The sequence below is a fragment of the Citrobacter europaeus genome (assembly GCF_037482245.1).
Classification (GTDB): Bacteria; Pseudomonadota; Gammaproteobacteria; order Enterobacterales; family Enterobacteriaceae; genus Citrobacter; species Citrobacter europaeus.
Genome location: NZ_CP148084.1, coordinates 304,073 through 318,124 on the forward strand (window position 1 = coordinate 304,073; position 14,052 = coordinate 318,124).

The window sequence follows — 14,052 nt, forward strand, 5'->3', positions numbered from 1 at the left end:
ATGGCAGGACTCAAACTACAAGCAGTAACCAAAAGCTGGGACGGCAAAACCCAGGTGATTAAACCGCTGACGCTGGACGTCGCGGACGGGGAATTTATCGTGATGGTTGGGCCATCCGGCTGCGGAAAGTCTACGCTGCTGCGGATGGTGGCCGGGCTTGAGCGGGTGAGCGGCGGCGATATCTGGATTGATAATAAGCGCGTCACCGAGATGGAGCCGAAGGATCGCGGCATTGCGATGGTCTTTCAGAACTACGCGCTCTACCCGCATATGAGCGTGGAAGAAAACATGGCCTGGGGGCTGAAAATCCGCGGGATGGGTAAGGAGCATATTGCCGAACGGGTGAAAGAGGCGGCGCGTATTCTTGAGCTGGGTGAACTGCTCAAGCGTCGTCCGCGCGAGCTTTCCGGCGGACAGCGCCAGCGCGTGGCGATGGGGCGGGCGATTGTCCGCGACCCGGCGGTATTCCTGTTTGATGAACCGCTTTCCAATCTCGATGCCAAGCTGCGCGTACAGATGCGTCTCGAGTTACAACATCTGCATCGCCGCCTGAAAACCACTTCGCTGTACGTGACGCACGATCAGGTTGAAGCGATGACGCTCGCCCAGCGGGTGATGGTGATGAACAAAGGCATTGCCGAGCAGGTAGGTACGCCGGTTGAGGTGTATGAAAAACCAGCCAGCCGCTTTGTGGCGAGTTTTATCGGCAGCCCGGCGATGAACCTGCTGGACGGGCACATCAGCGCCGCGGGTACCCATTTTGAGCTTGACGACGGTATGACGTTGCCGATCGGCAGAAGCGCCAGAGTGTCTGGTGGGCGTAATATGACGCTGGGTATCCGCCCGGAGCATATTGCGCTAAGCTCGCAGGCCGAAGGCGGCGTGCCGCTGGTCGTCGACACGCTGGAAATGCTGGGAGCGGATAACCTGGCACATGGACGTTGGGGTGAGCAAAAGCTGGTGGTGCGACTGGCGCATCAGCATCGCCCGACGGCAGGCAGCACGCTGTGGCTGCATCTGCCAGAAAATCATCTGCATCTTTTTGATGGCGAAACAGGACAACGCGTATGAGTTACTGGCCTTACCCCCATATTGTCGCTCATCGTGGCGGCGGTAAGCTGGCACCGGAAAACACCCTGGCGGCGATCGACGTGGGGGCGCGATATGGGCATACCATGATCGAGTTTGACGCTAAATTGTCGAAAGACGGTGAGATCTTCTTGCTGCATGACGACAACCTGGAGCGAACCAGTAACGGCTGGGGCGTGGCAGGCGAGCTGAACTGGCAGGATTTATTGCGCGTGGACGCCGGCGGCTGGTTTAGCGGTGAGTTTAAAGGTGAACCGCTGCCGCTGCTCTCGCAAGTGGCCGAGCGCTGCCGTCAGCACGGTATGATGGCGAATATTGAAATTAAACCCACAACCGGCACCGGAACCTTAACCGGCAAAGTCGTGGCGCTGGCCGCGCGGGAACTGTGGGCGGAAATGACGCCACCACTGTTGTCATCCTTTGAAATTGATGCGCTTGAAGCGGCGCAGCAGGCGGCGCCTGAACTGCCGAGAGGTTTGCTGCTGGATGAATGGCGCGAAGACTGGCGTGAGCTGACAACGCGGCTTGGCTGCGTCTCTATTCATCTTAATCACAAGCTGCTGGATGAAGCTCGCGTGGATGCGCTGCGCGACGCGGGGCTACGGATACTGGTGTATACCGTCAACCGACCCCAGCGCGCGGCGGAACTGCTACGCTGGGGAGTGGACTGTATCTGTACCGATGCTATTGATACGATTGGTCCGGATTTCCAGCCCTGTTAAGGTCCAATCGTTTTTAACGGAACGTTAGGCTGCGGCGTGCTGGAGGGCTTCAGCATGTCGCCGTTCTTTTTCTCTGACAGCATATGTTGCTTATTCAGCGAGCTGTCCGGGTTACGGGTTCCACTCAACATCCCACCGTTGCTGTTGGACAGCATCTGCTGCTGACCGGAATTCAGCTCGCCAGGCTGAGACTGAAGGACTCGCTGTGAGTTGGTGTTGATTTGGTTTTCCATATGCTGTTGCTGCATACGCGTCTGCGTTTGCAACTGCTGGTTGAGCATCCCTTTCTGTTGAATCTGCTGCGATTGCATTTGCGTCTGCATACGCTGCTGACTCGGGATCTGATAACCGGGTTGGTTCGGGTTATTCATGGTGTTGATAGGCTGTGCAAAGCCTGCAAACGGCAACAGCATGGCTAAAAGTAAGAGTCGTTTCATCGCTTTTCTCCTCTCGGGGATCGTTTAAGTTTACTCCTTTCTCGCCGTTACGATGATTATTTCAGAGTTATGCACCAGGCTTATTGGGGGCCGACCCCCATACATCTGGAGAATAACGATGATAAAACCGACGTTTTTACGCCGGGTAGCCATTGCTGCTCTGCTCTCAGGAAGTTGTTTTAGCGTTGCTGCCGCGCCGGCTGCGCCACCGCCGGTATCGTACGGTGTTGAGGAAGATGTGTTCCATCCTGTGCGCGCGCAACAGGGGATGGTGGCCTCCGTGGATGCGCTGGCCACCCAGGTTGGGGTGGATATTCTCAAACAGGGGGGGAATGCCGTCGATGCCGCCGTGGCCGTTGGCTACGCGCTGGCGGTAACGCATCCTCAGGCGGGCAATCTGGGCGGTGGTGGTTTTATGCTGCTGCGTACTAAAGACGGTAACACCACCGCGATCGATTTTCGTGAAATGGCGCCTGCTGGCGCGACCCGTGACATGTTCCTCGATGAGCAGGGCAACGCCGATGCGAAAAAGTCGCTGACGTCGCATCTGGCATCCGGTACGCCGGGTACCGTGGCGGGTTTCTCGCTGGCGCTGGAGAAATACGGCACGATGCCGCTGAACAAAGTGGTGCGCCCGGCAATGAAGCTGGCGGAAGAAGGCTTTGTGGTTAACGATGCGCTGGCCGACGATCTGAAAACCTATGGCAGCGAAGTGCTCCCTAATCACGAGAACAGCAAAGCCATTTTCTGGAAAGACGGCGAGCCGCTGAAAAAGGGCGACAAGCTGGTGCAAAAGAATCTGGCGAAAAGCCTCGAGATGATTGCCGAGAACGGTCCGGACGCGTTTTATAAAGGGGCGATTGCCGATCAGATTGCCGGGGAAATGCAGAAGAACGGCGGGCTGATGACCAAAGAGGATTTAGCCAGCTATAAAGCCGTGGAGCGTACGCCGATTAGCGGTGACTATCGCGGGTATCAGGTCTTCTCCATGCCGCCGCCGTCCTCTGGCGGTATTCACATCGTGCAGATCCTCAATATTCTCGAAAACTTCGACATGAAGAAGTACGGGTTTGGCAGCGCCGACGCCATGCAGGTCATGGCTGAAGCGGAGAAATATGCTTACGCCGACCGTTCAGAGTATCTGGGCGACCCGGATTTTGTGAAAGTGCCGTGGCAGGCACTGACCAACAAAGCCTATGCTAAAACGCTTGCGGATCAAATTGATATCAACAAGGCTAAGCCTTCCAGCCAGATCAAACCAGGCAAGCTCGCCCCGTATGAAAGCAACCAGACCACTCACTTCTCGGTGGTGGATAAAGACGGCAATGCCGTGGCGGTGACCTATACCCTGAATACCACCTTCGGGACCGGCATCGTGGCGGGTAACACCGGTATTCTGCTCAATAATGAAATGGATGATTTCTCCGCCAAGCCGGGCGTGCCAAACGTTTATGGACTGGTGGGCGGCGATGCTAACGCGGTTGGGCCGAAGAAGCGCCCGCTGTCGTCGATGTCACCGACTATCGTGGTTAAAGACGGGAAAACCTGGCTGGTTACCGGTAGCCCTGGCGGGAGTCGAATTATCACTACCGTGCTGCAAATGGTTGTCAACAGCATTGATTTTGGGATGAACGTCGCCGAAGCGACCAACGCGCCGCGCTTCCATCATCAGTGGTTACCGGATGAACTGCGCATCGAGAAGGGATTCAGCCCGGATACAATCAAGCTGCTGGAGCAAAAAGGACAGAAAGTCGCGCTGAAAGAGGCGATGGGCAGCACGCAGAGCATTATGGTTGGACCGGATGGCGCACTGTATGGCGCGTCTGACCCGCGTTCCGTGGATGATTTAACGGCGGGATACTAAGAATAATGGCCTACAGCGTTCTAAGTGGTGTAGGCCTGACTGGTTGGTTATGGCGCATATCCCTGCAGTGACTCAGACCAGCGGAATATTTGGCTGCTTTTATCCTGCAGGTTAACGCGTTCTAAATCATAAAATCCGTGTGTCTTTGCCGAGCGCATTTTGAGAATGTACTTACTTTCGCTGATGTCGTGCTGCCTTGTGCCGTCTTTATTCCAGTCTCCGGCGATGTCCGTATATTGATAAACAAGGTCGGAATACACGTTGATTATCCTGTTGTCTTTGATCGTATAGAGCTCCAGCACTTCGTAAAATGCGCCGCCGCCGGAATACGCATCAGAGTATCCACCACGCACCCCGAACGCCAGGGTATCGGGGGCGATCCGGTACGGTGCCAGATCCAGTTTTGTATAATAAGCCAGCGGTCTGACGGACTCATCATCGCTCTCTTTTTCGGCGGCTTTATTCCACTCCGAGAGTTGGTTTAACGGTTTTTCCGAACGTGCAATCGGCGTTAGCCGTTGGTTCTGCCAGGAAAAAACGCCGAGATATAATTTATTAGCGCGCCCGTTGCTGTAGTTTTCAGGACAGGTGTTATCCGCGTATTTCTTTGCCTGCCCGGCATCCGCCTGATTGTCAGCGAAACAAGCGACGCCAATATATTTGCCGTCTTTGCCCCAGGCTTTGGCACCCGTGAGGATCAGGTTGTCAGGATCCTCATTCGGCGCAACCCAGGCAATCCACTGGTCCTCGGATAATCCCTGCGGAAGCTCGCCAAATCCTTTCGCGGGTGTTGCTCCCGCCATTTGTTCAGCGAAAATCTGTTTACCTTCCGGGTGTTGAATGGCGCTGGGTACGGAATCGAGATTTTGTACGGTAGTGGCAAAAGCAGGGGAGAGCGTTGCCAGCAACACCAGGGGAAGGTACTTTTTCACTATTGCGTCCTTTCAATAAGCAGGGCGATACGACTCGCCCTTAAATTTATTTCACGCGTGCCATAAAGTAGGCATCAACGTACTCACCGTTGCGCAGGCCGTATTTCTTACCGGTGCCTTCGATTTCAAAGCCGTATTTCTTATACACCGCCACGGCAGGCTCATTATCAACAAATACCGTTAGCTCAATACGCTCGACGCGCAGCCAGTTGTCGCACATGTCGATCATCGTGCGGATCAGCGCGCTGGCAACGCCGCGATTGTGCCACCGGGCATCCACGCAGATACCAAAATCGGCCACGTGGCTGCGGCGCGGGCGCTGCGCAACCTCAATACAGAGATGCCCCACGACGATATCGTCAATGCAGGCAACCAGTTGTTTAACCCCGGCTTGCTCGGTTAGCCGCGCCTGCCACATCTCGAGGGAAGGATGAGGAACCTGTAGCGTGTTGTGGTACACCTCCGGCTGAGCGTGGATCTGACGAATTGCGTCGTAATCTTTTGGTTCAGCGTGGCGTATCACTATTTCACTCATTCCTTATCTCCTGCAGGGTTAATTGTGTATTTACACTCGCTGAGAAAGAAAATCCCGTCAACTGCATTTTTTTGCAAAAAGAAGTAGACAAGTGCGAATGAGAATGATTATTATTGCTCTGCGTTCAGGGGAACCCCTACGGAGAACCTGAAAGCACGACATTGCTCACATTGCTTCCAGTATTACTTTAGCCAGCCTTGCGCTGGCTTTTTTTTTGGTTTTGTTTCTGCCTGGCTTACTTGTCATTTTGTCCCCGGGATGATGCCGGATGGCGCTTGCGCTTATCCGGCCTACAGCTGAGACCTGGGTTTTGTAGGCCGGATAAGGCTCCGCCGCCATCCGGCAAAGAATCCAACATTCAGTCTCCAGCCGCTTTGCGCTATGGTGTAGACAATCACTTTCAAAAGGATCGTCTCATGACCTTACACTGCGCATTTATTGGTTTTGGTAAAAGCACCACTCGCTACCATTTGCCGTACGTCCTCAATCGCAAAAATAGCTGGCACGTTGCGCACATTTTCCGCCGCAACGCCAAGCCGGAAGAGCAGGCGCCGCAGTATTCCCATATTCACTTCACCAGTGACCTCGACGAGATCTTAAACGATCCGCAGGTGAAGCTGGTGATCGTCTGTACCCATGCTGACAGCCATTTTGAATACGCCAAACGCGCGCTGGAAGCGGGTAAAAATGTGCTGGTTGAGAAACCCTTCACCCCGACGCTTGCGCAAGCAAAAGAGTTGTTTGAGCTAGCGCAAAGCAAAGGACTGACCGTTACGCCGTATCAGAATCGTCGTTTTGACTCCTGTTTCCTCACCGCTAAAAAAGCGATTGAGAGCGGCAAGCTCGGCAAGATTGTTGAAGTTGAAAGCCATTTCGATTACTACCGTCCCGAAGCAGAAACCAAGCCGGGGCTGCCGCAGGACGGCGCGTTTTATGGTCTGGGCGTACACACCATGGATCAGATTATCTCGCTGTTCGGACGCCCCGATCATGTGGCCTATGACATCCGCAGCCTACGCAACAAAGCGAACCCGGACGATACCTTTGAAGCGCAGCTGTTTTACGGCGACCTGAAAGCCATTGTTAAAACCAGTCATCTGGTGAAAATCGACTATCCGAAGTTTATCGTCCATGGCACCAAAGGCTCGTTTGTGAAGTACGGCATCGACCAGCAGGAAACCAGCCTGAAGGCTAATATCATGCCAGGTGAGCCAGGTTTCGCTGCCGATGATTCCATTGGAATGCTGGAATATGTCAACGATGACGGCATCACGGTGAAAGAAGAGGTGAAGCCGGAAGTGGGAGACTACGGTCGCGTCTATGATGCGCTGTACCAGACGCTGACGGCCGGTACGCCTAATTACGTCAAGGAATCTGAAGTTCTTACCAACCTGGAAATCCTCGAACCCGCCTTTGAACAGGCAACGCCTGCCACGATAACCCTCGCCAAATAGCCTGCACAGACTCCTCTGGGCTTGTTCATATTTTTTGAACAGAGGAGTCAATTTTCACCCTCTATGATCCCACACGGATTGAGTCCACACTTACTCCATCGAAAACATCTGGGGGTGAACACAATGATCTATTTACGCAAAGCTAATGACCGTGGCCACGCTAATCATGGCTGGCTCGATTCCTGGCATACCTTCTCTTTTGCCAACTACTATGACCCGAACTTTATGGGGTTCTCGGCACTGCGCGTGATTAACGATGATGTAATCGACGCAGGCCAGGGCTTTGGCACTCACCCCCATAAAGACATGGAAATCCTGACCTATGTGCTGGAAGGTGCAGTGGAGCATCAGGACAGCATGGGCAACAAAGAGCAGGTTCCTGCCGGTGAGTTTCAGATTATGAGCGCCGGGACGGGGATCCGTCACTCGGAGTATAACCCGAGCAATACTGAGAAACTGCATCTGTATCAGATCTGGATCATGCCGCAGGAAAACGGTATTACGCCGCGCTATGAACAGCGCCGTTTCGATGCCGCCCAGGGTAAACAACTGGTGCTGTCGCCGGATGCCCGTGATGGTTCGCTGAAAGTTTACCAGGATATGGAGTTGTACCGTTGGGCGCTGGTCAAAGATGAGCAGTCGGTGCATCAAATTGCCGCTGAACGCCGCGTCTGGATCCAGGTGGTAAAAGGCAATGTCACCATTAATGGCACCAAAGCGACCACCAGCGACGGTCTGGCCATCTGGGATGAACAGGCAATTTCGATTCATGCCGACAGCGATAGTGAAGTGTTACTGTTTGACCTGCCGCCAGTCTAAAAATACACGGCATCCTTCAAGCTGCATCTGTGTTGGCTTTCCTCGCTCACCCCGGTCGCGTACTTAATGTACGCTCCCGGGGATTTACTGCGTCGCCGCCTTGATGCAACTCGAATGATTTTGTGTATTTCTCACAATAAAAAACTCCTTTTTTTCTCTGCGAAGGTTCACGCACGTCCGTGGTAAACTGGGGGAATCTATCCCTTTTTAACGCTTCAGGACGATGAAAAAGAAAAGACCCGTACTTCAGGATGTAGCCGACCGCGTGGGCGTGACCAAAATGACGGTCAGTCGCTTTTTGCGTAACCCGGAGCAGGTCTCCGTGGCGCTGCGGGGCAAAATTGCCGCTGCACTTGATGAGCTGGGTTATATTCCCAATCGCGCTCCTGATATCCTTTCTAACGCCACCAGCCGCGCGATCGGCGTGCTGTTACCCTCTCTTACTAACCAGGTTTTTGCTGAAGTGCTACGCGGCATTGAGGCCGTCACCGACGCCCATGGTTATCAAACTATGCTCGCGCACTACGGCTATAAGCCTGAGATGGAACAAGAGCGCCTGGAGTCGATGCTGTCGTGGAATATTGATGGCCTAATCCTCACCGAACGTAGCCATACGCCCCGTACGCTGAAAATGATTGAGGTTGCGGGTATCCCGGTGGTTGAACTGATGGACAGCCAGTCACCGTGTCTGGATATTGCCGTCGGCTTCGACAACTTCGAGGCCGCGCGCCAGATGACCGCCGCTATTATCGCCCGTGGGCACCGTCATGTTGCCTATCTTGGCGCACGTCTTGATGAACGTACTATCATCAAACAGAGAGGCTACGAGCAGGCAATGCGCGATGCTGACCTGGTGCCGTATAGCGTGATGGTGGAGCAGTCTTCTTCCTACTCATCCGGTATTGAACTCATTCGTCAGGCGCGACGTGAATACCCGCAGCTTGATGGCGTCTTCTGTACCAACGATGACCTGGCGGTAGGGGCGGCTTTCGAATGTCAGCGTTTAGGGCTGAAAATCCCTGATGATATGGCGATTGCCGGATTCCACGGTCACGACATCGGACAGGTGATGGAGCCGCGTCTGGCGAGCGTGCTCACGCCGCGTGAGCGAATGGGCAGCATTGGCGCAGAGCGCCTGCTGGCGCGCATTCGTGGTGAAGCAGTCACACCTAAAATGTTAGATTTAGGTTTCACCTTGTCACCGGGCGGATCTATTTAAGCCAACAACTTTGAAGTAGCTCACACTTATACACTTCGAGCACGAATGGATATTGCTTCTCTATTTATCCGGCTGGACAATGTTACCGATAACAGTTACCCGTAACAATTTCCTGATTCTTGTACCAGTGGGGGCAACGCTTTGAGCACGACTAATCATGATCACCACGTTTACGTTCTGATGGGCGTATCGGGCAGCGGTAAATCTGCTGTCGCCAGCGAAGTGGCGCATCAACTGCAGGCCGCGTTTCTTGATGGCGATTTTCTCCATCCGCGCAGCAACATCATGAAAATGGCTTCCGGTGAGCCACTTAACGATGACGACCGTAAACCGTGGTTACAGGCGCTGAATGACGCCGCCTTCGCGATGCAGCGGACCAATAAAGTTTCGCTGATCGTCTGTTCCGCCCTGAAAAAAGTCTACCGCGACCAGCTGCGCGACGGTAATCCAAACCTCTCTTTCATCTATCTGAAAGGGGATTTTGACGTTATCGAAAGCCGCCTGAAGGCGCGTAAAGGCCACTTCTTCAAAACGCAGATGCTGGTGACCCAGTTTGAAGCGCTGGAAGAACCGGGTGCGAATGAAAACGATGTACTGGTGGTCGATATCGATCAACCACTGGACGGTGTGGTCGCCAGCACCATTGAGGTTATTAACCAGGGCAGTAAGTAGTGAGTACATTAACGCTTGTTTTAACAGCAGTAGGGTCCGTTTTATTACTGCTGTTTTTAGTGATGAAGGCGCGTATGCACGCTTTCGTTGCTTTGATGGTGGTATCCATTGGTGCAGGTCTCTTTTCCGGTATGCCGCTCGATAAAATCGCTGCGACCATGGAAAAAGGGATGGGAGGCACGCTCGGTTTTCTGGCGATTGTTGTGGCGCTGGGGGCGATGTTCGGCAAGATTTTGCATGAGACGGGCGCGGTCGATCAGATTGCCGTCAAAATGCTGAAATCTTTCGGTCACAGCCGCGCGCATTACGCGATTGGCCTGGCCGGTCTGATTTGCGCGCTGCCGCTGTTCTTTGAGGTGGCAATTGTGCTGCTGATTAGCGTGGCGTTCTCAATGGCGCGCCACACCGGTACTAACCTTGTAAAGCTGGTCATTCCGCTGTTTGCGGGCGTGGCGGCTGCCGCAGCGTTCCTGCTGCCGGGGCCTGCGCCAATGCTGCTGGCCTCTCAGATGCACGCCGACTTTGGCTGGATGATCCTGATTGGTCTGTGCGCCGCGATTCCGGGCATGATTATCGCCGGGCCGCTGTGGGGTAATTTCATCAGCCGTTATGTTGAGCTGCACGTACCGGAAGACATTACCGAGCCGCATTTGGGTGAAGGCAAAATGCCATCCTTTGGCTTCAGTTTATCGCTTATCCTGCTGCCGCTGGTGCTGGTTGGCCTGAAAACTATCGCCGCACGCTTTGTGCCGGTCGGTTCTTCAACCTACGAATGGTTCGAGTTTATCGGTCACCCGTTTACCGCGATTCTGGTGGCGTGTCTGGTGGCGATTTACGGTCTGGCGATTCGCCAGGGCATGCCAAAAGACCGCGTGATGGAGATCTGCGGGCATGCGCTGCAGCCAGCGGGAATTATTCTGCTGGTGATTGGTGCGGGCGGTGTGTTCAAACAGGTACTGGTGGATTCCGGCGTGGGTCCGGCGCTGGGCGAAGCGTTAACCGGTATGGGCTTGCCGATTGCCATCACCTGCTTCGTGCTGGCGGCGGCGGTGCGTATCATTCAGGGTTCCGCGACCGTGGCCTGCTTAACGGCGGTCGGTCTGGTGATGCCGGTGATTGAGCAACTGAACTACTCCGGGGCCCAGATGGCAGCGCTGTCTATCTGTATCGCGGGTGGCTCTATCGTCGTCAGTCACGTTAACGACGCGGGTTTCTGGCTGTTCGGTAAATTTACCGGCGCGACCGAAGCGCAAACCCTGAAGACCTGGACGATGATGGAAACCATCCTCGGCACGGTCGGTGCGATTGTCGGTATGATTGCTTTCCAGCTGTTAAGCTGATGGTATTGCCCGGTGGCGCTAGCGCTTACCGGGCCTGGAAACGAGCACATATCCACACCGTAGGCCGGGTCAGGCGAAGCCGCCACCCGGCTTTTTTACAGCACCATCACACCATCCTCGGTTTTCAACCAACGCGGCGCTTTTAGCGTATCGGCGAAATAGCCCACTAAATCCTGCAGTAAATCACCCGCCACGCGTTCCATCTCGTCAGACAGCGTTTTACTCATCAGTAAATGCGTCAAAAGCTGGCAGTAACGCCCCATCTGATCTGGTTCGGGTTCAAAGAGGGGAGAGCGGGTCGGTAAGGTTTCTACCGTCAGGCTGGCCTGTAGATGCTGCGGTACAGGCTCCGTTAAGGTTGGTTGCAGTAGTGCCAGACAGGCCGACAGGCGCGCACAAATCGCCAGTTTTTCAACAGGGTCATGACATTCAACAAGCCCTTCGACAAAACGCTCACAGTTATCCGCCAACTCGGTGAAGTCCGTGGCATGGCTAAAGGGTAGGGTAAATAAAGAGTGTGAAAAGAGAGGGGTCGTTGCCATAGGGCAGCCTCCGATGAGTGATTTTCATCCACCACTGGAGAGGCTAATCTCACTGGAGGTGGAGCCGAACAGGGTTAGCCTTACCGGCCTCATCGGATACCGGCGCGTCTTGCGACGCCCCCGCCCGGTCCACCATTGGAGTGTACCTAAGCGTGCGACACAAAAATACTTGCGTCACCGATGAAGGAGTTCAGAAGGCTAATTCTGGCACCTGATTTTGCAGGTGCAGCGAGAAGATAATGCTTATCCGTGATGCTGACAAGAGGGCATTCCGGAAGGCGCTTCGCAGAAATGAAAATACGCTTTTTCAGAGACTTAAATGATTGAGGTGTTTCTCATAAACACATTCACGGCGCTGATTGCCCGGTGGCGCTAGCGCTTACCGGGCCTACAAACGAGCAACATATCAACACCGTAGGCCGGGTAAGGCGAAGCCGCCACCCGGCGTAAAGTGAGTGCGTTACCCCTTCATCCACATCCGTACGCCATCGAGGAACATCTGGGTTGCCATCATCACCAGAATCAATCCCATCAGGCGCTCCAGCGCGTTAACCCCTTTCTCCCCCAGCAGGCGTAAAAACAGCGAAGACTGCAGCAAAATCACGAACGTCCCGCCCCAGGCGATCAGCAGCGCAATCACCAGATGCCCCATCTGGTTCGGATACTGATGTGACAACAGCATTAATGACGCCAGGATTGTCGGACCGGCGACCAGCGGAATCGCCAGCGGCACGATAAACGGCTCTTCGCCTGCCGGAAGTCCGGTGCTATTCCCGGTGGCGCTGGGGAAAATCATCTTGATGGCGATCAGGAATAAAATAATGCCCCCGGAGATCGACACGGTCTCCGCGCGCAGGTTCAGAAATGCCAGAATTTTCTCGCCCGCAAACAGGAATATCAGCATCACCAACAGCGCAATGAACAGCTCGCGAATCATAATCGCGCGACGGCGTTTTGGTTCGGTATGTTTCAATACGGACATGAAAATGGGCAGATTTCCGAGCGGATCCATAATCAGGATCAATAAAACTGCCGCTGAAATGATTTCATTCATAACTCAAATTCCCTGATAATTACCGCGGACTTTCTGCTTGCTTGCGCAGCGGGATAAGTCGCATTACTGATGGCTTCGCTATCATTGATTAATTTCACTTGCGACTTTGGCTGCTTTTTGTATGGTGAAGGATAGGCCAGTAGGATACTGGTTAGCATACACAGCACACATCTCTGCAGGAAAAAACGCTATGAAAAATGTTGGTTTTATCGGCTGGCGCGGTATGGTCGGCTCTGTACTCATGCAACGCATGGTTGAGGAGCGTGACTTCGACGCCATTCGCCCTGTTTTCTTTTCTACTTCCCAGCTCGGGCAGGCGGCACCGACATTCGGTGGAACCGCGACCGGCACGCTTCAGGACGCTTTTGATCTGGACGCGCTGAAGGCGCTCGATATCATCGTGACCTGTCAGGGCGGCGATTATACCAACGAAATCTATCCAAAGCTTCGTGAAAGCGGTTGGCAGGGTTACTGGATTGACGCGGCCTCTTCGCTGCGTATGAAAGACGATGCCATCATCATTCTCGATCCGGTTAACCAGGATGTCATTACTGACGGCCTGAATAAAGGAATTAAGACCTTTGTCGGCGGAAACTGTACCGTTAGCCTGATGCTGATGTCCCTTGGTGGCCTGTTTGCCAATGACCTGGTTGACTGGGTTTCCGTGGCGACCTATCAGGCGGCTTCCGGCGGCGGCGCGCGTCATATGCGCGAACTGTTGTCCCAGATGGGTCATCTGTATGGCCATGTGGCCGATGAACTGGCGACCCCTTCCTCTGCTATTCTCGATATCGAACGCAAAGTGACGGCCCTGTCCCGCAGCGGTGAACTGCCGGTTGATAACTTTGGCGTACCGCTGGCCGGTAGCCTGATTCCGTGGATCGACAAACAGCTTGATAACGGTCAGAGCCGTGAAGAGTGGAAGGGACAGGCCGAAACCAACAAAATTCTTGATACGTCTTCTGTGATCCCGGTCGATGGTCTGTGCGTGCGCGTCGGCGCGCTGCGCTGCCACAGCCAGGCGTTCACCATTAAACTGAAAAAAGATGTGTCTATTCCGACCGTGGAAGAACTGCTGGCGGCGCACAATCCGTGGGCCAAAGTCGTGCCAAACGATCGGGATATCACTATGCGTGAGTTAACCCCGGCGGCCGTTACCGGCACGCTGACCACGCCAGTAGGCCGTCTGCGTAAGCTGAATATGGGACCGGAGTTCCTGTCAGCCTTTACCGTAGGCGACCAGTTGCTGTGGGGGGCTGCGGAGCCATTGCGCCGTATGCTGCGCCAATTGGCGTAATAGTTTGTTAACGATCAAGGGGTGAGGAATCACCCCTTTTTTTGCGTAATACAGGAGTAAGCGCAGATGTTTCATT

14 protein-coding genes are annotated in these 14,052 nt (G+C 54.2%); 9 read left to right on the forward strand and 5 right to left on the reverse strand.

Annotated features, from left to right (window positions below):
* Together WHR59_RS01435 and ugpQ are read left to right on the forward strand one after the other, a co-directional pair.
* Nucleotides 1–1,071, forward strand: a complete 1,071-nt coding sequence (locus tag WHR59_RS01435; RefSeq protein ID WP_087050798.1) for a sn-glycerol-3-phosphate import ATP-binding protein UgpC — start codon at nt 1–3, stop codon at nt 1,069–1,071.
* On the forward strand, nt 1,068–1,811 hold the full coding sequence (gene ugpQ, locus WHR59_RS01440) for a glycerophosphodiester phosphodiesterase (protein WP_080626003.1): 744 nt from the start codon (nt 1,068–1,070) through the stop codon (nt 1,809–1,811). The genes WHR59_RS01435 and ugpQ overlap by 4 nt, the downstream gene beginning before the upstream one ends.
* Here ugpQ and WHR59_RS01445 read toward each other — a convergent pair.
* Nucleotides 1,808–2,248 (reverse strand): DUF2756 family protein, encoded by a 441-nt coding sequence (locus WHR59_RS01445; RefSeq protein WP_043018601.1) that lies wholly within the window; start codon nt 2,246–2,248, stop codon nt 1,808–1,810. The genes ugpQ and WHR59_RS01445 overlap by 4 nt on opposite strands.
* 118 nt (nt 2,249–2,366) lie before the next feature.
* Between WHR59_RS01445 and ggt the strand changes: the two genes are divergently transcribed.
* Complete coding sequence (ggt, locus tag WHR59_RS01450) at nt 2,367–4,112, forward strand: gamma-glutamyltransferase (protein ID WP_043018600.1); 1,746 nt, start codon at nt 2,367–2,369, stop codon at nt 4,110–4,112.
* A gap of 47 nt (nt 4,113–4,159) precedes the next feature.
* On the opposite strand, the gene WHR59_RS01455 is transcribed toward ggt, so the two are convergent.
* Both WHR59_RS01455 and yhhY read right to left on the reverse strand, forming a co-directional pair.
* Nucleotides 4,160–5,044: a hypothetical protein gene (locus WHR59_RS01455; RefSeq protein WP_043018599.1), complete on the reverse strand. Its 885-nt coding sequence runs from the start codon at nt 5,042–5,044 to the stop codon at nt 4,160–4,162.
* A 46-nt stretch (nt 5,045–5,090) separates the two neighbouring features.
* Nucleotides 5,091–5,579, reverse strand: coding sequence for an N-acetyltransferase (gene yhhY / locus WHR59_RS01460; protein WP_019078130.1), 489 nt, complete (start codon nt 5,577–5,579; stop codon nt 5,091–5,093).
* Nucleotides 5,580–5,995: 416 nt separating this feature from the next.
* Here yhhY and WHR59_RS01465 point away from each other — a divergent pair, with 416 nt between their 5' ends.
* The 5 genes from WHR59_RS01465 (at nt 5,996) to gntU (ending at nt 11,083) form a co-directional block, all read left to right on the forward strand.
* Complete coding sequence (locus tag WHR59_RS01465) at nt 5,996–7,033, forward strand: oxidoreductase (RefSeq protein ID WP_338843540.1); 1,038 nt, start codon at nt 5,996–5,998, stop codon at nt 7,031–7,033.
* A 123-nt stretch (nt 7,034–7,156) separates the two neighbouring features.
* Nucleotides 7,157–7,852, forward strand: a complete 696-nt coding sequence (yhhW, locus tag WHR59_RS01470; RefSeq protein ID WP_003023472.1) for a quercetin 2,3-dioxygenase — start codon at nt 7,157–7,159, stop codon at nt 7,850–7,852.
* Nucleotides 7,853–8,075: 223 nt separating this feature from the next.
* The gene (gene gntR / locus WHR59_RS01475) at nt 8,076–9,071 is read left to right on the forward strand and encodes a gluconate operon transcriptional repressor GntR (protein ID WP_016157654.1); all 996 of its coding nucleotides are present in this window, start codon (nt 8,076–8,078) and stop codon (nt 9,069–9,071) included.
* Between the two features lie 141 nt (nt 9,072–9,212).
* Nucleotides 9,213–9,743: a gluconokinase gene (gene gntK, locus WHR59_RS01480; protein WP_003023475.1), complete on the forward strand. Its 531-nt coding sequence runs from the start codon at nt 9,213–9,215 to the stop codon at nt 9,741–9,743.
* Nucleotides 9,743–11,083, forward strand: a complete 1,341-nt coding sequence (gene gntU / locus WHR59_RS01485; RefSeq protein WP_047408130.1) for a gluconate transporter — start codon at nt 9,743–9,745, stop codon at nt 11,081–11,083. Before gntK ends, gntU begins: the two co-directional genes overlap by 1 nt.
* Nucleotides 11,084–11,178: 95 nt before the next feature.
* Here gntU and WHR59_RS01490 read toward each other — a convergent pair whose 3' ends face one another.
* A complete protein-coding gene (locus tag WHR59_RS01490; protein WP_047408133.1) occupies nt 11,179–11,625 on the reverse strand; it encodes a hypothetical protein in 447 nt (148 codons plus the stop codon).
* A gap of 460 nt (nt 11,626–12,085) precedes the next feature.
* Nucleotides 12,086–12,679, reverse strand: a complete 594-nt coding sequence (yhgN, locus tag WHR59_RS01495; RefSeq protein ID WP_003023480.1) for an NAAT family transporter YhgN — start codon at nt 12,677–12,679, stop codon at nt 12,086–12,088.
* A 190-nt stretch (nt 12,680–12,869) separates the two neighbouring features.
* On the opposite strand from yhgN, the gene asd reads away from it, so the two are divergent.
* Nucleotides 12,870–13,976, forward strand: a complete 1,107-nt coding sequence (gene asd, locus WHR59_RS01500; protein WP_043018595.1) for an aspartate-semialdehyde dehydrogenase — start codon at nt 12,870–12,872, stop codon at nt 13,974–13,976.
* Nucleotides 13,977–14,052 lie beyond the last annotated feature (76 nt).